Origin of the sequence: Streptosporangium sp. NBC_01639, assembly GCF_045209755.1 — a bacterium.
Classification (GTDB): domain Bacteria; phylum Actinomycetota; class Actinomycetes; order Streptosporangiales; family Streptosporangiaceae; genus Streptosporangium.
On sequence record NZ_CP109272.1, the window covers coordinates 7723707 to 7743089 of the forward strand.

The 19383-nt window shown below is 71.4% G+C and carries 16 protein-coding genes and 1 pseudogene; 8 read left to right on the forward strand and 9 right to left on the reverse strand.

Annotated features, from left to right (window positions below; all coding sequences use genetic code 11):
* Nucleotides 1-37: 37 nt before the first annotated feature.
* Nucleotides 38-1231 carry a YeiH family protein gene (locus tag OHA77_RS35065; RefSeq protein WP_406313584.1) on the reverse strand — a complete coding sequence of 398 codons (1194 nt, stop codon included), beginning with the start codon at nucleotides 1229-1231 and terminating at the stop codon, nucleotides 38-40.
* A gap of 70 nt (nucleotides 1232-1301) precedes the next feature.
* Between OHA77_RS35065 and OHA77_RS35070 the strand changes: the two genes are divergently transcribed.
* Both OHA77_RS35070 and OHA77_RS35075 read left to right on the forward strand, forming a co-directional pair.
* The gene (locus OHA77_RS35070; protein WP_406313585.1) at nucleotides 1302-2198 is read left to right on the forward strand and encodes a LysR family transcriptional regulator; all 897 of its coding nucleotides are present in this window, start codon (nucleotides 1302-1304) and stop codon (nucleotides 2196-2198) included.
* A 176-nt stretch (nucleotides 2199-2374) separates the two neighbouring features.
* The gene (locus tag OHA77_RS35075; RefSeq protein WP_406313586.1) at nucleotides 2375-3889 is read left to right on the forward strand and encodes a phytoene desaturase family protein; all 1515 of its coding nucleotides are present in this window, start codon (nucleotides 2375-2377) and stop codon (nucleotides 3887-3889) included.
* Between the two features lie 45 nt (nucleotides 3890-3934).
* On the opposite strand, the gene OHA77_RS35080 is transcribed toward OHA77_RS35075, so the two are convergent.
* From OHA77_RS35080 to OHA77_RS35090, 3 genes and pseudogenes are all read right to left on the reverse strand, one after another.
* Nucleotides 3935-5719, reverse strand: a complete 1785-nt coding sequence (locus OHA77_RS35080; protein WP_406319925.1) for a dipeptide ABC transporter ATP-binding protein — start codon at nucleotides 5717-5719, stop codon at nucleotides 3935-3937.
* 90 nt (nucleotides 5720-5809) lie between these two features.
* Nucleotides 5810-6574 (reverse strand): annotated as a pseudogene (locus OHA77_RS35085) (ABC transporter permease); the annotation flags it as partial.
* Entirely contained in the window at nucleotides 6574-7551 is a 978-nt protein-coding gene (locus OHA77_RS35090) for an ABC transporter permease (RefSeq protein WP_406313587.1), read from the reverse strand. The pseudogene OHA77_RS35085 and the gene OHA77_RS35090, both read right to left, overlap by 1 nt.
* Nucleotides 7552-7632: 81 nt before the next feature.
* On the opposite strand from OHA77_RS35090, the gene OHA77_RS35095 reads away from it, so the two are divergent.
* The 3 genes from OHA77_RS35095 to OHA77_RS35105 all read left to right on the forward strand — a co-directional run bounded on the left by OHA77_RS35095 (nucleotide 7633) and on the right by OHA77_RS35105 (nucleotide 11616).
* Nucleotides 7633-9312, forward strand: coding sequence for an ABC transporter family substrate-binding protein (locus OHA77_RS35095; RefSeq protein ID WP_406313588.1), 1680 nt, complete (start codon nucleotides 7633-7635; stop codon nucleotides 9310-9312).
* 217 nt (nucleotides 9313-9529) lie between these two features.
* Complete coding sequence (locus OHA77_RS35100; RefSeq protein WP_406313589.1) at nucleotides 9530-10234, forward strand: response regulator transcription factor; 705 nt, start codon at nucleotides 9530-9532, stop codon at nucleotides 10232-10234.
* Entirely contained in the window at nucleotides 10231-11616 is a 1386-nt protein-coding gene (locus tag OHA77_RS35105) for a sensor histidine kinase (RefSeq protein WP_406313590.1), read from the forward strand. The genes OHA77_RS35100 and OHA77_RS35105 overlap by 4 nt, the downstream gene beginning before the upstream one ends.
* Nucleotides 11617-11713: 97 nt before the next feature.
* Here OHA77_RS35105 and OHA77_RS35110 read toward each other — a convergent pair whose 3' ends face one another.
* Entirely contained in the window at nucleotides 11714-12583 is an 870-nt protein-coding gene (locus OHA77_RS35110) for a GyrI-like domain-containing protein (RefSeq protein ID WP_406313591.1), read from the reverse strand.
* Nucleotides 12584-12928: 345 nt separating this feature from the next.
* Between OHA77_RS35110 and OHA77_RS35115 the strand changes: the two genes are divergently transcribed.
* Complete coding sequence (locus OHA77_RS35115; protein ID WP_326823905.1) at nucleotides 12929-14116, forward strand: bifunctional glycosyltransferase family 2/GtrA family protein; 1188 nt, start codon at nucleotides 12929-12931, stop codon at nucleotides 14114-14116.
* A complete protein-coding gene (locus OHA77_RS35120) occupies nucleotides 14113-16251 on the forward strand; it encodes a glycosyltransferase family 39 protein (protein WP_406313592.1) in 2139 nt (712 codons plus the stop codon). The genes OHA77_RS35115 and OHA77_RS35120 overlap by 4 nt, the downstream gene beginning before the upstream one ends.
* A 140-nt stretch (nucleotides 16252-16391) precedes the next feature.
* Here OHA77_RS35120 and OHA77_RS35125 read toward each other — a convergent pair whose 3' ends face one another.
* Nucleotides 16392-16721 carry a putative quinol monooxygenase gene (locus tag OHA77_RS35125; protein ID WP_326823903.1) on the reverse strand — a complete coding sequence of 110 codons (330 nt, stop codon included), beginning with the start codon at nucleotides 16719-16721 and terminating at the stop codon, nucleotides 16392-16394.
* Nucleotides 16722-17044: 323 nt separating this feature from the next.
* Here OHA77_RS35125 and OHA77_RS35130 point away from each other — a divergent pair, with 323 nt between their 5' ends.
* Complete coding sequence (locus OHA77_RS35130; RefSeq protein WP_406313593.1) at nucleotides 17045-17677, forward strand: TetR/AcrR family transcriptional regulator; 633 nt, start codon at nucleotides 17045-17047, stop codon at nucleotides 17675-17677.
* Nucleotides 17678-17762: 85 nt separating this feature from the next.
* Here OHA77_RS35130 and OHA77_RS35135 read toward each other — a convergent pair whose 3' ends face one another.
* From OHA77_RS35135 to OHA77_RS35145, 3 genes are all read right to left on the reverse strand, one after another.
* Nucleotides 17763-18023: a hypothetical protein gene (locus OHA77_RS35135; protein ID WP_184758580.1), complete on the reverse strand. Its 261-nt coding sequence runs from the start codon at nucleotides 18021-18023 to the stop codon at nucleotides 17763-17765.
* A gap of 67 nt (nucleotides 18024-18090) precedes the next feature.
* Nucleotides 18091-19014: a helix-turn-helix domain-containing protein gene (locus OHA77_RS35140; RefSeq protein ID WP_406313594.1), complete on the reverse strand. Its 924-nt coding sequence runs from the start codon at nucleotides 19012-19014 to the stop codon at nucleotides 18091-18093.
* An 81-nt stretch (nucleotides 19015-19095) separates the two neighbouring features.
* A complete protein-coding gene (locus tag OHA77_RS35145; RefSeq protein ID WP_326823900.1) occupies nucleotides 19096-19302 on the reverse strand; it encodes a hypothetical protein in 207 nt (68 codons plus the stop codon).
* Nucleotides 19303-19383 lie beyond the last annotated feature (81 nt).

The following is a 19383-nucleotide window of genomic DNA, read 5'->3' on the forward strand; positions in this document are numbered from 1 at the left end:
ACGTTACGGGGGTTGTCGTAAGACGTCCACTTGGAGATCAGCCGACGACGAGCACGCCGAGCAGGGAGACGACGCCGATGAGCACGGTGGCGAGCCCACCCAGCAGCAGTGACCGGCCGCCGCGCGCGAGCTCCCTGAGATTGACGCCCGTCCCCAGCCCGAAGAGTGCGGCCGTGAGTGACATTCCTGTCACCTCAGGGAGCCGCTGGGTGATCTCGGCGGGCACCACGCCCGCGCTACGCGCGATCACCATGGCGACGAACCCCACCACGAACAGGGGCATCACCGGTGGGCGCCGTCCCGCCCCCGTCGTCTGGGGGCCTCCGGCCGGGCGGACCGGCGCGGTGCGGCGGAGGGCGGCGGAGGTCAGTCCCACGATCGGAGCGAGCAGAACGACGCGGGCCAGCTTGACCACCACCGCGCTCGTCAGCACCCCGGCTCCGGCCGCCGCGCCGATCGCCGCCACCTGGGCGACCTCATGGACCGACGCGCCGGCCCACATGCCGAACTGGTGCTCGGTCAGGCCGAGGAGCCGGGCGAGCGGCGGCAGCACGACGATCATGGCGCTGCCGTACAGGACCACCACGCCGACCGCGCCCGCCGCGTCGTCGTCGTCACTGCCGGCCACCTCGTGCATGGCGGCCACGGCCGCGGCCCCGCACACCGAGACCCCGGTCGCGATGAGCAACGACCTGCGCGGGCCGACTCCGATGCGTCCCCCGATCCACCGCGTGGCGAGGAACGTGCCACCGGTGGCGGCGGCGATCACCATGAGCGCCCGCCATCCCAGGGCCAGCACCTCCGGCAGGGCGATCCCCAGCCCGAGCAGCACGATGGCCAGGCGCAGCAGCCGGCGGGCCGCGAACCGCAGGCCCGGGCGCAACGACCGGTGAAGTCCCCCGAGGTTGGTGAGCGCGACCCCGCAGACCACCGCGACGACGGTCGCGCCGACGCCGGGCAGGACGCGGCTCAGTGACGTCGACAGTCCCACCGCGGCGGCCGCCACCGCCAGGCCGGGCAGCAGCGCGCCGATCTCCGCCGTGGCCCGCCGTACGGCCTTCCGGGGGCCGCGCTCGGGGGCGTCGGCGGCGGGTGAGCCCGTTCCGGGGCGAGGGGTGGCGGCGGCGGACGAGCCCGTTCCCGGCCGATGAGGGCCGGACGCGTCCCCCGTGGCCGGGGCGTGCCGATCCGTGAGGTCTCCGGGAGGGCCGTCGAGCGGGAGGGTAACCATGATCTGAGTCTTGGCGCGGACCGGTGCGGCCGGTAGCCGCCATCTCCCTGGAAGGTCATAGCCTAGGGCTATGAGTGAGCTGCCCGATCTCGGATCCCTGCGGTTGCTCGTCGACGTCGACCGCCTGGGGAGCCTCGGCCAGGCGGCCCGGATGGCGGGCATCGCCCAGCCGTCGGCGAGCAAGCGGATCGCGCTGCTGGAGCGCCGCCTCGGACTACCCCTGCTGGAGCGCACCCCGCGCGGATCCACCCTCACCCCGCAGGGCGTGATGGTCTCCGCCTGGGCGACACAGGTGCTGTCGGCCGCGGAGGAGCTGATGCGCGGCGCGGAGGCGGTACGGCACGGCCGGGCGGCCCACCTGCGCATCGCGGCCAGCATGACCGTGGCCGAATACCTGCTGCCACGCTGGCTGGGCGAGCTGCAGCACCGCGAGCCCCAGGTCCAGGTCGGCCTGGACGTGCAGAACTCCGCCGAGGTGGCCAGGCTGGTCGGCGGCGGGATAGAGCTCGGATTCGTGGAGGGGCCCTCGGTCCCGCCCGGCCTGGCCTCCCGGGTGGTGGCCACGGACCGGCTCGTCGTGGTGGTCGCTCCGGGCCACCCGTGGGCGCGTCGCCGTACCGCGTTGCTGGCCGCGGAGCTCGCCGCCACTCCGCTGGTCGTCCGCGAGCGTGGCTCCGGCACCCGCGAGACCCTGGACCTGGCGCTGACCGGGTATGCCGTCGCCGCCCCCCGGCTGGAACTCGGTTCCAACGCCGCCGTCAAGGGCGCCGCCCGGGAGGGCGCGGCCCCCGCCGTGCTCAGCGGTTACGCGGTGGAGGCCGAGCTGGCCACCGGCCGGCTGGTCGAGGTGGCCACCGGCGGCATCGACCTCGAACGGCGCCTGCATGCGATCTGGCGCAGGGGCCGCACCCCCACCGGACCCGCCGCCACCCTCCTGAGGATCACCCTGTCCGCGGCCCGCGGATGAGCCGATGACCGGGGGAGGGTCCGTAGACCGGGCTGTCGCCTCCGCTATATGGTGCGAGGCATGGTGTCGATCGGCGTGTCGCGTGTGCCCCGTCCCGAGCCGCACTGGCAGACCGGTCTCTGACCGGCGCGAGCCTCCCTCGCCCGTCGTCTCTCCGCCCGACCCTGGGATGTCCCGTGTTCCGTTCCCGCTATGACGTCGTGGTCGCCGGCGGCGGCCACAACGGTCTGGTCGCCGCCGCCTATCTCGCCCGCGCGGGCCGCCGGGTCCTCGTCCTGGAACGCCTCGGCCACGTGGGCGGCCTCGCCGTGTCGGCTCAGGCGTTCCCCGGCGTCGGCGCCCGCCTCTCGCGGTACTCGTACCTTGTCAGCCTGCTGCCGTCCAAGATCGTTTCCGATCTCGGGCTCAAGGTCGAGCTGCGCCGCCGCCGCTATGCCTCCTACACGCCCGTCGGGGACACCGGCCTGCTGGTCGACGGGGGTGATGCCGGCCGTACCGCCGCGTCCTTCGCCCGGGTCACCGGGGGAACGGCCGACCTCGAGGCGTGGCGGCGCTTCTACGCGATGACCGCCGAGGTGGCCGGGCGGATCGCGCCGACCCTGCTGGAACCGCTGATGGGACGCGACGCGATGCGCGGCCTCGTCGGTGACGAGGCGTGGCGGGAGCTGTTCGAGCGGCCGATAGGCGACGTCGTGGACGAGCGGTTCGCCGACGACACCGTACGCGGGGTGGTGCTCACCGACGCTCTGATCGGCACCTTCACCGACCCCCGCGACGAGAGCCTGCTGGCCAACCGCTGCCTGCTGTACCACGTGATCGGGGACGGGACCGGTGACTGGAACGTCCCGGTCGGCGGGATGGGCGCGGTCTCCGGCGCTCTCGCCGACGCCGCACGCGCGGCCGGAGCCGAGATCCTGACCGGGGCCGAGGTCGTCGCCGTCGATCCCGCGGGTGAGGTCACCTTCCGCGACGGGGCCGGGCAGCACACGGTCCGGGGCGAGCGGATCCTGGCCAACGTGCCGCCCGCCGTGCTCGCCCGCCTGCTCGGAGCCGACGAGCCGGTGCCCGAGGGCGCCCAGCTCAAGGTGAACATGGTGCTGTCGCGGCTGCCCCGGCTCAGGGACGCCGAGGTGGACCCGGCGGCGGCCTTCAGCGGCACCTTCCACATCAACGAGGGCCGCGACCAGCTCGCCCGCGCCCACGCGCAGGCGTCGGCCGGGCGCATCCCCGAGCTTCCCCCGGCCGAGGTCTACTGCCACTCGCTCACCGATCCGTCCATCCTCGGCCCGGACCTGCGCGCCGCCGGGGCGCAGACGATGACCCTGTTCGGGCTCCACATGCCCGCCCGGCTGTTCCGCGAGGACCCCGCCGGGGCGCGTGCGGCCGCGCTGCGGGCCACGCTCGCCTCGATCGACCGGGTGCTCGCCGAGCCGATCGAGGACTGTCTGCTGCGCGCTCCCGACGGGAGCCGCTGCCTGGAGGCCAAGACCCCGGTCGATCTGGAGGACGAGGCGGGCCTGCCCGGCGGCCACATCTTCCACCGCGACCTGTCCTGGCCGTTCGGCGAGCCGGGGGAGTGGGGCGTGGAGACCGGCTTCGAGCGCGTCCTGCTCTGCGGCGCGGGTGCCCGCCGGGGCGGCGGCGTCAGCGGCATTCCCGGCCACAACGCCGCGATGGCCCTGCTGACCTGACCCGGCCGCCCGGGGCCCGTCCCTCCGGGGCCGGTCGGCCCCGCCTCAGCCGGGGAAGTGGCAGGCCACGGTGTGGCCCGGCTTCCGGGTGAGCGGAAGGGGCGTCTCCCGCTCGCACCGGGGATCGCGGGCCTGGGCGAAGACGGGGCAGCGGGTGCGGAACGGGCAGCCGTCGTGGCGTGCGAAGGGGCTCGGCGGATCGCCCGCCAGCAGGACGCGTTCGCGGTGGCGTTCCACCTCCGGGTCGGGGATGGGCACGGCTGAGATCAGGGCGCGGGTGTAGGGGTGCAGGGGGTCGTGCAGGACGTCGGCGGTGGCGCCGGTCTCCACGGTCCTGCCGAGATACATGACGCTGACCCGGTCGGCGATCTGCCGCACCACGGCCAGGTCGTGGGAGACGAACAGGTAGGCCAGGCCCAGCTCGTCGCGGAGCCGTGCCAGCAGGTCGAGGATGCCCGCCTGCACGGTGACGTCGAGCGCGGAGACCGGCTCGTCCAGCACGACCAGCCGGGGCCGCACCGACAGGGCACGGGCGATGGCGACGCGCTGCCGCTGGCCGCCGGAGAACTGGTGCGGGAAGCGGTCGGCGTGCTCGGCCCGCAGCCCGACCTGTTCGAGCAGGGTGGGTACGGCGTCGCGGGGCTCGCCGAGGGTGCGCAGCGGTTCGGCGACGATCTCGCCGATGGTCATCCTGGGGTTCAGACTCGACATGGGGTCCTGGAAGACGATCTGCACGTCGCGCCGGGCCTTCGCCGACGGCGGCTCGCCGAAGAGCCGGATCATGCCCGCCTCGGGAGCCCGGAGGGCCAGGATCTCGAAGAGCGTGGTGCTCTTGCCCGAGCCCGACTCGCCGACCAGCCCGAGGGTCTCGCCGGGCCGTACGAGGAGGTCGACACCGGAGACCGCATGCACGCTGCCGGTCCGCCGGCGGAACACCGCCCCCTTGAGCAGGGGGAACGTCTTCTCCAGGCCGGCGACCTCCAGCACCGGCGCCTCGTCGGCGACCGTCCGGGGCGCGATCTCGGCGTCCAGGCGCGGCACCGCGGCGAGCAGGTTCGCGGTGTACGGCTCCCGCGGTCGGGCGAACACCTGCTCGGCGGTTCCCTGCTCGACGACCTCGCCGTCCTTCATCACGGCGACCCGGTCGGCGAGCCCGGCGATCACTCCGAGGTCGTGACTGACCAGCACCATCGCCGCACCGGTCTCTCGCTGGGCGGTGCGCAGCAGGTCGAGCACCTGGGCCTGGACCGTCACGTCGAGCGCGGTGGTCGGCTCGTCGGCGAGGATCACCTCGGGGTCGTTGGCGATCGCCATCGCGATCATCGCGCGCTGCCGCATCCCGCCGGAGAACTCGTGCGGATAGGACGCGGCCCGGAGCGCGGGCTCGGGGATGCCGACGAGCCTCAGCAGTTCGACGGCGCGGGCCCGGGCCTCCCGCCGGGACACCGGGCGATGGGCCAGCACGGCCTCGGCGATCTGGTCGCCGATCGTGTAGACCGGGGTGAAGGCCGAGAGCGGATCCTGGAAGATCATGGCGACCTTGGCGCCGCGCAGCCGTACCAGGGTGGGAGTGTCGGCGCCGACGACCTCCTCGCCGGCCAGCCGTACCGAGCCCCGGACGGTGGCGGTCGCGGGCAGCAGGCCCATCGCGGCCAGGGCGGTCACGGACTTGCCCGAGCCCGACTCGCCGACCACCCCGAGCACCTCTCCCCGGCGCAGGTCCCAGCTCACCTCCCGGACGGCCGGCGCGGTCCCGAAGGAGACCGACAGCTCGCGCACGGAGAGCACCACGTCGTCCGGCACGGGCTCGGCGGGGGTGGTCGCGCTCACCCGGCCACGGCGGACACGCGCGGCCTCCGAGGCGGGGTCGAGCGCGTCGCGCAGGCCGTCGCCGACGAGGCCCACCGCCAGCACGAAGACGATCAGCAACGCGGCGGCGAAGAAGAACATCCACGGGTAGCCGATCGCGGCCTCGGTGCCGGCGGCGATCAGCGTGCCGAGTGAGACGTCCGGCGGCTGCACGCCGAAGCCGAAGTAGGACAGCGCGGTCTCGCTCATCACCGCGCCGCCCACCGCGATGGTGGTGTCGATGATCAGGAACGACGCGACGTTCGGCAGGATGTGCCGGCCGATCACCCGGAACCTTCCCACTCCCATGAACTCGGCGGCCCTGACGAACTCCCGTTCGCGCAGCGACAGCGTCATCGAGCGGACGATCCGGGCGCTGATCATCCAGCCCAGGATGCCCAGCAGCAGCGCGAAGACCAGCCAGCCGGAGCCCCTCAGCCGGGGTGAGACGATCGAGATGATCAAAAAGCCCGGGAAGACCAGCAGCAGGTCGACGCCGAAGCGCAGCGCGCGGTCGGTCCAGCCGCCGAAGTAGCCCGCCGCGGCACCCGCCAGTGAGGCGAGGACGGTTGAGAACAGCGCCACCACCAGACCGATGACGAGTGACTTGCGCAGGCCGTAGGTGGTCTGGGCGAAGACGTCCTGACCGACCCGGTTCGTGCCCCACCAGTGGTCGGCGGAGGGTGCCGACCGGATGGCGGTGTAGTCGATGTCCATCGGGCCGTGCGGGCCGAGGACGGGGCCGAGGAAGGCCAGCACGAACAGCAGCGCGATGACGGTGGCGCCGATCACGACGCCTTTCGCCCTGAGCAGCCGGCGAAGGGTGATCGTGAGCATCAGATGCGTACCCGGGGGTCGAGGGCGGCGTGCATGAGGTCGGCCAGGAAGCCCGACAGCAGGATCACGACCGCCGCGAACAGGTTGACGGCGACGACGGAGTTGACGTCGTTCTTCGCCACGGACTCCATGAACCAGTCGCCCATGCCGTGCCAGCCGAAGATCCGCTCGGTGAACGCGGCGCCGGTGAAGACGCCGAGGAAGCCGAAGGCGAAGAACGTGGTCATCGGTACCAGCGCGGTGCGCAGGCCGTGCCTGAGCAGCGCCCGGCGCGGGTGCAGGCCCTTGGCCAGCGCGGTGCGCAGGTAGTCGGAGCCGAGCACGTCGAGCATGGTCGCGCGCTGGTAGCGGCTGTAGGCGGCGATCGTGCCCAGCGCGATGGACAGGGTCGGCAGCAGCAGGTGCGCCGCCCGGTCCCCGAACTGGGTGAGGAAGCCGCCCTGCAGTCCGGGTGACTTCTCGCCGGTGAAGTCGATGAGATGGACGACGTTCGCGTTGAGCCAGGTCGTGCCGATCTTCAGCAGTGTGGCGAGCAGGAATATCGGCGTGGACAGCAGCACGAAGGAGATCACGGTGATCGCCCGGTCGGAGAAGCGGTACTGACGCACCGCTCCCCATGCCCCGGCGAGCACACCGACGACGGTGCCGACGATCGTGCCGATCAGCAGCAGTCGCAGGCTGACGCCGATCCGGCGGCCGAACTCGTCGTTGACCGAGGTGTCGTCGATGGTCTGGCCGAGGTCGCCGGTGACGACGCCGGCCGCCCAGCTGCCGAAGCGCCGCACGAACGGGGTGTGGTCGTTGACGCCCAGTTCGGTCAGGTGCGCCTCGACCGACGCGGCCGACGGCCTGGGCTGCCGGCCCTCGAAGTAGGCACGGGGGTTCATGCTCGCCGAGGCCAGGGCGTAGGAGATGAACAGTGCCACCAGGAGGAGGACGACGTAGTACCCGGCCCGTTTGCCGAGAAAGACGAGCACGAAGTTCCTCCTGATTTGAACGCTGATCTACCGGTACCCTACAGTTCGGGTCGGAAATTGGCGTAATTGAGGGAGTTTGGGATGAAAATCCGGTTACCGCTGGTAGCGGCGGTCCTGGCGATCGCGGTCTCTGCCTGCGGGGGTGGGCAGAGCCCGGCGAAGGCGCCTTCGGCCGCACCGTCGGCCGCCCCGGTCGCGGTCGACGCGGCCGACATCAACCCGCAGCCGCTGGACAAGCTGAAGGACGGCGGCTCGTTTCGGATGAGCATCCAGCAGTGGATCACGCAGTACAACAGCAACCAGGTGGACGGTCAGCAGGGCGACGGCCAGGCCATCGTGGCGCTGGTCGAGCCCACCCTGTTCAGCAGCGACGCCAAGGGCGTCGCCCACCCGAACCCGGACTACCTGGTGTCAGCCGAGGTGACCTCGACCGATCCGCAGGTCGTCACCTACACGCTGAACCCCAAGGCCACATGGTCCGACGGCAAGCAGCTCGGCGCCAAGGACTTCGAGGCGCAGTGGAAGGCGCTGAACGGCAAGGACAAGGCCTACCTGATCGGCAGCTCCGCGGGCTACGAGCTGATCGGCAAGGTCGAGCAGGGAGCCGACGCGACCCAGGTCAAGGTCACCTTCGACCAGCCGTTCGCCGACTGGCAGTCGCTGTTCAACCCGCTCTTCCCGGCCGCCGCCTACGACACCCCGGAGAAGTTCAACAAGTCCTGGCGCGAGAACGTACCGATCACCTCCTCGGCCTGGAAGATCGACTCCTACGACAAGACGGCGCAGACCATCACCGCCGTGCGCGACCCGAAATGGTGGGGCACCCCGGCCAAGCTGGAGAGCATCGTCTTCCGCGCGATCGACCCGGCCACCGCGCTCGACGCCTACCTGAACAAGGAGATCGACTACGTCGGCGCCAGCACCACCGAGTCCTATGCCCGGCTGAAGGACGACCCGTCGACCGCCATCCGCGTCGGCGCCCGCTGGGACCAGGTCTTCGTGCTGCTCAACGGCGGACGCGGCCCGCTGGCCGACCAGAAGGTGCGCAACGCCGTCGAGAAGGCCATCGACCGGCAGGCGATCGCCACGGTCTCGCTGAAGGACCTGCCCGTCGACCCCAAGCCGATCGGCAACCACTTCTTCATGCCGAACCAGGAGGGCTACCAGGACACCTCGGGTGAGTACGGCAAGCTGGACGTCGAGGGCGCCAAGAAGCTGCTCACCGAGGCCGGCTGGGCCGAGGGCAACCCGCGCACCAAGGACGGCCAGCCGCTCAAGCTCTCCTTCGTGCTCTCCGCCGAGGCCACCCAGTCGTCGATCGACTCGGCCACGCTGATCCAGCAGATGCTCGGTCAGGTGGGCATCCAGCTCACGATCGACAAGGTGCCGGGCAACGACTACTTCGAGAAGTACGTCTACCGCAGCAACTTCGACCTGGTCTCCTTCCGCAACGTCGACCAGATCTTCCTGTCCCAGGCCTACGAGCAGTTCCAGCAGCCCGACGGCGACAACGTCTACGGCAACTACGGCCGGGTCACCTCGCCCGAGCTGGTGGACCTGCTGAAGAAGGCCCAGGTCACCACCGACCGGGCCGAGGCGATCAAGCTCTACAACCAGGCCGACGCGCTGGTCTGGCAGCTCGGCCACTCCATCCCGTTCTACCAGCGCCCGCAGTTGCTGGCGGTACGCAAGGGGCTGGCCAACTTCGGCGCCGGCGGCCTGTCCTCCGACGACTTCAACAAGGTCGGCTGGGAGAAGTGACGGGTGGACCCGGCGGCGCCGGCGGTGTTCCCGGCCGCGACGCCGCCGTGGTCCCACCGCTCTGAGACCGGTCTGGCCGCGACGGCCGGCGCCGTCGCGGCCCGCTCCTCCCCGGGCGGGTCCGGGCCCGCCACGAACGGGAAGCCACCCGGAACGAGGGCGGTCACCACCTGCGCGGACTCATCAACCTCTCATGATGAGCCCTTAACGTGGGGAGATGGGTGACGGTGAGACGGCGCGGGTGCTGGTCGTGGACGACGAGCCCGCGCTCAGGGAGGCGCTGCAGAGCAGCCTGGAGTTCGAGGGATACCGGGTCGGCCTGGCCTCCGACGGTCAGGCCGCGCTGGAGACCCTGGAGCGGGAGCCGTACGAGCTGGTCCTGCTCGACGTGATGATGCCCCGGCTCGACGGGCTGACCACCTGCCGCCGGCTCCGGGCGGCCGGCAACCATGTCCCGGTGCTCATGCTCACCGCCCGTGACGCCGTCGGCGACCGGGTCTCCGGGCTGGACGCGGGAGCCGACGACTACCTGGTCAAGCCCTTCGAGCTGGACGAGCTGCTGGCCCGGGTCAGAGCGTTGCTGCGGCGCAGCGCCCTGGCCGCGCCCGCCGCCGCCGACGGCGTGCTCGTCCACGGCGACCTGCGGATGGACACCGCCAGCCGTGAGGTCACCCGCGGGGGCGAACCGCTGGAGCTGACCAGGACCGAGTACCTCCTGCTTGAGCTGCTCATGATCCACCCGCGTCAGGTGCTCACCCGCGAGCAGATCCTCAGCGAGGTATGGGGTTTCGACTTCGAGCCGTCCTCCAACTCCCTCGACGTCTATGTCATGTACCTGAGGCGCAAGACCGAGGGCGCCGGGCGCCCCCGGCTGATCCACACCGTCCGCGGCGTCGGCTACGTGCTGCGGAGCTCTCCGTGAGCGGCCGCCGCTCCCTGCGCTCCCGCCTCACCCTCCTGATCACCGTGGCCGTGGCCCTCGCGATCGCGGCCTGCGCCGGGACGTGCTGGTTCATCGTCCGCGACGAGCTCTACGCCCAGGTGAACCGGTCGCTGCAGGCCTATCCGAGGGGGGCGCCGCCCGGCGAGGGGCCGCCGAGGGAGCGGGACGTCTCCAGGATCGTCGCGCTGTGCGCCGCCGGACAGTCGTTCCCGGCCGGCGGCGACGGGCTGCGGCCCTTCCTGCCGCTCGTGCAGGTCGTCTACCCGGACGGCCGGCGGTGCCTGGTCGGCCAGACGGCGGTCACGGTGACCGAGGTCGACCAGGCGGTGGCGTCGGGAGCGTACGGGCACGCCGAGCTGCGTGACGGCGTCACCGACGACGGTGACCCGGTGCGGGTACGGACCCAGAACGTCGCGCCCGGTGTCGCGGTGATGGAGTCACGGTCACTGGTTCAGACCGAGTCGACGCTGACCTGGCTGGCCGGGATACTGTCCGGGGTCGCCGCACTCGGGGTCCTGGGCGCCGCCCTGGCGGGCCTGCTCATCTCCCGTACGGCGTTGCGCCCGGTGGAGCGCCTGACCGGGGTCGTCGAGCACATCGCCAGGACCGAGGATCTCGACACCGCGATCCCGGTCGAGGGCACCGACGAGATCGCGCGCCTGAGCACCTCGTTCAACGCGATGACCGCCGCCCTCGCCGGGTCCCGCGACCGCCAGCGCCGGCTCATCGCCGACGCCGGACATGAGCTGCGCACCCCGCTCACCAGCCTGCGCACCAACATCGACCTGCTGCTGCGCAGCGAGCACACCGGCAGGGCCCTCGACCCGGCCGCCAAGGAGCGCCTGCTCGTCAACGTCAAGGCCCAGTTCGAGGAGCTGTCCACGCTGGTCGGCGACCTGCTCCAGCTCTCGCGCGGGGAGAGCGACCACGAGCCGCACGTGGAGTTCGCCTTCCACGAGGTCGTCGGCGCCGCCGTCGAACGGGCCAGGCTGCGCGGTGCGGAGGTCGGCGCCGAACTCGATCCCTGGTATGTCGAGGGCAACCCCGCCTCGCTGGAACGCGCCGTGCTCAACCTGCTGGACAACGCCGCGAAGTTCAGCCCGGGCCAGGTCGAGGTACGCCTGCGCGCGGGCGAGCTGACCGTGCGCGACCACGGTCCCGGCATCCCCGCCGACGAGCTGCCCTACGTCTTCGAGCGTTTCTGGCGCTCACCGTCGGCGCGCAGCCTGCCGGGTTCCGGGCTCGGTCTGGCGATCGTGGCGCAGACGGTGTCGGAGGCGGGTGGCCAGGTGCGCCTCGGCAACGCCGAGGGCGGCGGCGTGGTCGCGAGCCTCAGCCTGCCGGGCACCGCCCATCCCTAGCCACCCCTTAGTCACCGCTCCGCCGTAGCCTGACCCTGATCCGGCTCGATGCCCGGTGGAACGGTCATGCCCTGGGCCGCGCCCGCACCGCAGTCCGTCACGCCGGTTCGACGGGTAGCCACAGCTCGCATGTCGCGGTGCTGAAGTCGTCCGCGCGCTCGAGGACCGCGACGATCGAGGGACCTGGCCGCAGACGCCACGGGTTGGAGGGGAACCACTCGGTCGCGGTCGCGGCCCAGGCCGTCTGCAGGGCCTGCGGATGCGGTCCGGAAGTGCGGAAGACCGCCCACCTGCCGGCCGGTACCTCGATGGCGTCGAGGTCGTCGGGGGCCGGCGTGTCCTGAGAGACAGCGACCCCGTGCAGGTAGGTCAGTTCGCTACCCTCGGTGTCGTCGGGGTCGAGGTCGTCGCAGACTTGCAGCAGGCCCTCTGGTTCGGTGTCGCCGACGGCCTTCAGCCGGAGATGCTCCTCCTGCGGCAGTGCGGTGATGTGCTGCTGGATGTGCGGGTTGATGCCCTGGTGGATGAGCGGAACCCGGGCTGCGTGTCCGACCAGCCGGAACGCGGGGCGGTCGATGATGCGGGTGTCCATGGGGATGCTCCCTTCGACGGTCAGGCGGAACCTGAGCTGCGGTTGTGTGCGCAGGGGGCCTCCGTCGCGGCGCACGTCACCGGGGCCGGAGCCGTGGACCGCGCGGAACGCACGTCCGAACGCCTCGGTCGAGCCGTATCCGTGCCGGACGGCGATGCTCAGCAAATCGTCCGCACCCCGGACGACGTCGGCGGCGGCGACGGTCATGCGGCGGCGGCGCACATACTCCGACAACGGCATGCCGGCCAACGACGAGAACATCCGGCGCAGGTGGTACTCGGTCGTGCCAAGCTCCTTGGCCAACCCGTGGACGTCGAGCTCCTCGACGAGGTGCTCCTCGACGAGATCGACAAGCCGGTTGAGCGCTGAGATCACGAGGCCTCCTTTCGATGTCAACCCTGCCGGAAAAACCCCGGCCGTACCCGACCGCTGCGATCCGATCCGATCAGGCGCCTGGAGGGGGCGGACAAGATGAGCGTAGAGGGGGCCCGCCGTAGCTCAGCGGTGGGCCGTGACCCGGCCTCCTGATACGGCGGGTGACGCCGCCATCGCGCGCTCACAGGCGGGAAGGCGAGCTCGTCCAGCCACCGGTCCACGTCGTCGTGCAGGCCGTCGAACGCACCGCGCAGCAGCTCCTTCCGCCGGGGCACGTCTGGACTTCTCACCCGGCGTTCATCATCGGCTCAGTCATCTCCAAGGCCCCGCCGTGAGGGTGAGGGCATGCAGACAGCACTCACCACGCGCCTGGTCGAGGTGGTCGTCCCGGTGTACAACGAGCAGCGCGCCCTGCCGGCGAGTATCAGGCGGCTGCACGGATACCTGACCCACACCTTCCCCTACGGCTTCCGCATCACGATCGCCGACAACGCCAGCACCGACGGCACCTGGCAGATCGCCGGGGAACTGGCCGCCGAGCTTCCCGGGGTGCGTGCCGTACACCTGGCGGAGAAGGGGCGCGGCCGGGCGCTGCGGCAGGTGTGGTCGGACAGCGACGCGGACGTGGTCAGCTACATGGACGTCGACCTGTCGACCGACCTGGACGCCTTTCTGCCGCTGGTGGCCCCGCTGCTGTCCGGCCACAGCGACCTGGCCATCGGCACCCGGCTGTCCAGAGGCGCGAACGTGGTGCGCGGGCCGAAGCGGGAGCTCATCTCCCGTTCCTACAACCTGTTGCTGCGCTCGGTGATGGGTGCCCGCTTCTCCGACGCGCAGTGCGGGTTCAAGGCGGCGCGCACCGAGATCGCCCAGGCGCTGCTGCCCGCGGTCGAGGACCAGGAGTGGTTCTTCGACACCGAGCTGCTGCTCCTGGCCGAACGGCACGGGCTGCGCATCCACGAGGTGCCGGTCGACTGGGTGGACGATCCGGACAGCCGGGTCGACATCGTGCGGACCGCCGCCGACGACCTGCGCGGCCTGGCCAGGGTGGCGCGGAAAACCCTGTCGGGCGCGGCCCGGATCCCGGTGCCGCCGCGCGTCCGGGCCGCCCGGCTGCCCAGCGGCATGGGCCGCCAGCTGCCCAGTTTCGCCGTCATCGGTGTGATCAGTACGGTGGCGCATCTGGCCCTGTTCGTCTCCCTGCGGCTGGTCATGCCCGCCGTGGTCGCCAACGCCCTGGCCATGGCCGTCACCGCGGTCGCCAACACCGCCGCCAACCGTCGCTTCACCTTCGGTGTCACCGGCCGCGCGGGGGCGCTCCGCCACCAGCTCGAAGGCGGCCTGGCCTTCCTCATCGGTCTGCTGCTGAGCACCGGCGGGCTGGCCCTGCTCGACCACCTCGTTCCCGGGGCGTCCACCACCGCCGAGCTCGTGGCGGTCATCGCCGCCAACGGCCTCGCCACCCTGGTCCGCTTCCTGCTGCTTCGCGTGTGGGTCTTCAACCCCCGCCGCACAAAGGAGATCACCCGTTGACCTCGCAGAATCCCGGCCGGCTCGGTTCCGCCGAGACCGTCTCCGTGCCGCAGGCGGTCTCCGTCGCGGCTCCCCGTCATGCGGCCTCCTCCGGTGAGGGCGCCGGCGCGGCGGGGCCCGGGGCCGCCCTACGGCGGGCGGTCCTCGGCGCTCCGGCCGATCCCCGCTGGTCGCGCCCCGCCCTGTGGGGAGTGCTCGCGCTGGCCGCCGTCCTCTACGGCTGGGCGCTCAGCGGCCTGGCCAACGAGTACTACTCTGCCGCCATCCTGTCCGGCACCCGGAGCTGGAAGGCGTTCTTCTTCGGCGCGCTGGACGCCGGATCGTTCATCACCGTGGACAAACCCCCGTTCGCATTGTGGGTGATGGGGCTCTCCGCGAGGATCTTCGGGTTCGGGACGTGGAGCATGCTCCTGCCCCAGGTCCTGGCGGGCGTCGCCGCCGTCGCCGTGGTCCACTCGGCCGTACGGCGGGCACTGCCCGGAACCCCCGGCCATGCCGCGGGGCTCCTCGCCGCCCTGGTGATGACACTGACGCCGATCACGGTCGCGATCAACCGGGACAACAACCCCGACACCGTCCTCGTCCTGCTCCTGGTCCTGGCCGCCTGGTTCTGCCTGGAGGCGGTCCGTACCGGCCGGTTGCGCGCGCTCGTCCTGTCGGCCGTCCTCATCGGACTGGCCTTCACCACCAAGATGCTCCAGGCCTACCTGGTGCTTCCGGCCTTCGCCGCGGTCTACCTGGCGATGGCCCCCGGCGCGGTGCTCCGCCGCCTCGGCCACCTGCTCGCGGCGGGCGTCGCGCTGCTGGTCTCCAGCGCCTGGTGGATGGTGGTCGTGGACCTGTGGCCCGCCGCCGGCCGCCCCTACATCGGCGGCAGCACCGACAACTCCGTCTGGGACCTGGTGATCGGCTACAACGGCCTCGGCCGGATCTTCGGCGGCACGCAGGGGAACGGCGGGATGCCGGGGGGCGGCGGGATGCCGGGCGGTCTCCCCGAGGGACTCCCGGAAGGCGCGCAGCGCGGCTTCCCCGAAGGGGGCGGCGGCTTCGGCGGTGGGTTCGGCGGCACGTCCGGTGCGGGACGGCTGTTCAACGACATCCTGGCGGGGCAGATCTCCTGGCTTCTGCCCTTCGCCGTGATCGCCCTGGTCGCCGGGCTGGTCCTGGCCCGTCGCGGTTACCTTCGCGGCACCCGTGCGGCCCTGCTGCTGTGGGGCGGCTGGCTGGCGGTCCACTACGTGGTGTTCAGCTTCGCGGGCGGCACCTTCCACCCGTACTACACCACCGCCATGGCGCCGGCCGTCGCCGCGCTGACCGGTCTCGGCGGGGTGCTGATGTGGCACGCGTACCGGGAGTCCAGGTCGTGGTCGTGGGTGCTGCCGGCGGGTATCGCGATCACCGGGGCGTGGGCCTTCACGGTGCTCCGCCGTACTCCGGACTTCCTGCCCTGGCTGGCCTGGGCGGTGGCCGCGGTGACGGTGGCCGCGGTGGCCGGGCTGGTCCTGGCCCGGCTCGGCCGGCGGCTGCTGGGGCGGGTCGCCGTGGTCGCCGTGGTCGCCGGGCTGGTCGCGGGGCTCGCCGGCCCCGCCGCCTACGCCCTGAGCACGCTCGGCTCGCCCGTCAACGGCACCAATCCCACCGCGGGACCCTCGGGGGGCGGCGGCTTCGGCGGCATGCGGGGACCCGGTGGAATGCCGGGCGGTCTCCCGGAGGGCTTCCCCGGCCGGGACCGGGGGAACAGGCCGGGGAACGCGCCGGGCGGCATGCGCGGCGGTCCCGGTGGGGCCCTGGACCAGAAGGCGGTCGAATACCTGAAGAAGAACCGCGGCGGCGCGACCTGGCTGGTGGCGGTGGGCAGCGCGCAGAGCGCTTCGTCGGTCATCCTGTCCACCGGCCTGCCCGTGCTCGCCATGGGGGGTTTCACCGGCAGCGACCCGGCCATGACCGTCGACCGGCTCAAGCAACTCGTCTCCGCGGGACAGCTGAGGTACGTGATGCCGGGTGGCGGGCGAGGCGGCCCCGGAGGCGGCGGCGACTCCGAGGTGAACGCGTGGGTGCAGGCCAACTGCACGGCCGTCACCCCTGCCGAGTACGGCGGCACCGAGGGAGGCGAGTCCCTGTACCGCTGCGGCTGACCGGAGGCGCGCGGCCCGGAACACCGTTCCCGGCCGCGCGTCCCCCGGAGCGCCGCCGCCGGGTGTCCCGTCCGTGTCCGGAAGGATCAGGGCACCTCAGCCCGCCGAGTTGTGGGCGCGGATCGAGCCGTTGTCGCCGGTCAGACCGCGATGGCCGGATAGGGACTCCTCATCGCGCCGAAGTAGGCCTCGGGTGCTCCTTCGAGGTGTTCGGACACTTCGTCCATGAAGGCGCGCAGCAGCGGGGTCGCGTTGTGCCGGTCGAGGTCCTCCTGCGAACGCCAGACCTCATAGAGGAAGAGCCGGCCGTCCTCCTGCTCGTGGAGGTGGTATTGAAGGCTGCCCTCGTGCCCTCGGGACGGCTCGACGAGGTCCATCAGGAGCTTCCTGAGCTCGTCGGCGTGTCCGGGCTTGGGGGTCAGGAATCCGTAGAGCGAAACGGGCGCCGGTGCGGTCGAAGTCGTTGTCATGTGCACAACGTTAGGAGGTGACATCGGTGTCAGATTCAAGTCGCTGCCCTGTGAGGTGAGTCACATAACGATCGGGGAGCCGTTCCGCGAAACAGGCGTGGCCGTACGTCTCCTCCGCTCCTGCGAGGCCCAGGGGCTGCTCACCTCCCACCGCGGCGAAGGCGGTCACCGCCGTGACGACCCCGAGGCCGCCGCCACCGTCGCCCGCGTTCGCACCTGCCTCGCCGCCTTGAGCCGGAACGGACACCGGGCGCCTGGCGGCCGGTTGCAGCGGGTCCCCGGAGGGCCGCGCCGTCGCGGCCCGGCGGCTGTAGTCTTGCGCCGTGCAAAGCGGAGGGGCGCGCGGCAGCCGCGCAGACCAGGCCGACCAGCGTCGGGCCGAGCTGCTCGAAGCCACCCGGCGGGTCGTGCTTGAGCGGGGGCTGGCCAGCACCCGGGTGGCCGACATCGCCAAGGCGACCAACGTGAGCGGCGGACTGATCCACTACCACTTCGCCACCAAGGACGATCTCATCACCGAGATGCTCCGCAGCACCAGCGAGTCGGAGGTCCGGCGGCTGAAGGAGATCGCCGAGGAGCCGGGGACCGCCGTCGAGCGGCTGGATCGCGTCCTGCGTTTCTACATCCCGGCGTCCCGGTCCGACCAGAGCTGGATCCTCTGGCTCGACGCCTGGGCCGTCGGCGTGCGCGAGGCGCACGTCCGGACCATCCTGCTGGAGCTGGAGGGCGCCTGGATCGAGATCCTCGGCCGGGTGATCGCCGATGGCGTGGCCTCGGGCGCGTTCGTCTGCGACGACCCTCAGGGGTCGGCCGAGCGGATCGACGGGATGCTCGACGGTCTGGTGGTCCGCTACACCCTGCACGCCGGCAACATGTCCCGTGCCCGGCTCCTGCACCATGCCCGGGTCGCCGCCGCCCGTGAGGTCGGCCTCGATCCCGCGGTCTTCCCCGCCTGATCTCCCCGGTCGTCCGGGAAGCGTGTCCGGCCCGGAGCGGCCAGCGCCGGCCGCGAGCGTCTCAGGCGGGCAGCGCGGCGAGGTCTCAGGCGGGCAGCGCGGCGAGTAAGAACGCCAGGCGCGCGGCGGCGTCCTCGATGTTGTCGGTGCTCCCCAGCCGGTAGCCCCACGAGGTGATGAAGCCGCCGTCCTGCGAGCAGGTCACGGTCTCCATCAACGTGTTGCTGAACCGGTTGCGGACGCACACGTAGGCGGGATCCCCGAACGACATCTTCTGCACCGAAAGGTCGGCATGCCGCCGCGTCGCAGTGGCGAACCTCTCCAGGCAAGACAGTGTGTCCAGCATCGTGCGTCACCTCCGTCTCGACAGAGAATTGCACGATCTTGGGAGGTTAATCAAGCAATTGCGGGGATTAATCCGAGGATTGTCGGGCGAAGTCCTCCAGCACCCGGACGATCACGGCTCTCGCCTCCTCGCGGAAGGCCGCGACCTCGCAGAACTCATCGAAGGCCCGCTCGTAGAAGGCGATGTCCTCCGGGTCGCGCAGGATCAGGTCGCGGGTCCTCGTCGGCACCGCGACCTGGTCGCTGTCATAGATCCAGAAGCCGTTGAGCAGGGCGGAGGGGAGGGGGGCCTCGAAGGGGACCACGCCGAACTCCACATTCGGCAGGGCGGTCACCGCGAGCAACCGGTCGAGCTGGCCGCACATCACGTCCAGCGGGGCCAGTCGGTACCGCAGCACGGCCTCGGGCAGGATGAACCGGAACTTCTTGCGCTGGTCGTAGAGGATCTGCTGGCGCTGCATCCGCACCCGGATGGCGGCGTCGATCTCGTCGGGCGCGTTGTAGAGGCGCTTGATCCGGGTGAAGATGCTCCGGGCGTACTCGGTGGTCTGCAGCAGCCCGATGACCACGCCCGGCTCGAAGACCCGGAACAGCGCGGTCCGCAGCTCCAGGTCGCGGATGTCCTCCTGGAGCGCGGCCAGGCCGCTGCGATGCCGTTGCCGCCAGGAGTCCTGGCGCTCCATCAGCCCGGAGAGCTGCTCGATCAGCTCCTCGACGACCTCGGGGGCGGCCTGTACGGCGCGCCCCCACTGGGTGATGTCGTCCTCGGTCGCGGTCTGGCGGGCGTTCTCGATCCGGGAGACCTTCGAGGCCTGCCATTTCAGGCGTTCGGCCAAATCCTTTCCGGACAGGCGGGCCGCCTCGCGCAATTGCCTGAGCTGCGCGCCAAGGTCGGTCCGGACCTGCTGGAACCCGCTCAACCGATCTCCTTCGCCGACCCTGGAGAGCCGGGTGGCGTCCTGCCCGCCGATCCGCTCGCTCCGTGTGTCCATGCGGACTTCCGCATGGCTCGCACGAGGCTAGACCCGGCATACGGATCATGCCAGGGGAGTCTCCCCAATCGTGATCAATATTTACAGAAGCACCTGGCGGGCGATATCCACGAGAAGCTCTCTGGGGACCTCGATGGCGGTCTCACCGTCCAGGACATGGCGGAGATCGGCCAGAGCCGTGGCGTCGGTGACATGGAGCCCCTGGACGACGATGGTGCCGCGATCGGTCTCGTAGAGAGAAGGGCAGGCGCCCGCCTCCGAAGTGGAGCCAAGAAACCGCAAACGCATGACTGATTCCTTCCCCGAGCCAGCCTCATGATGCAATTGCGAGCAATCTTAGAGTCCGGAAGATCACGGGAAGCTGTTAAT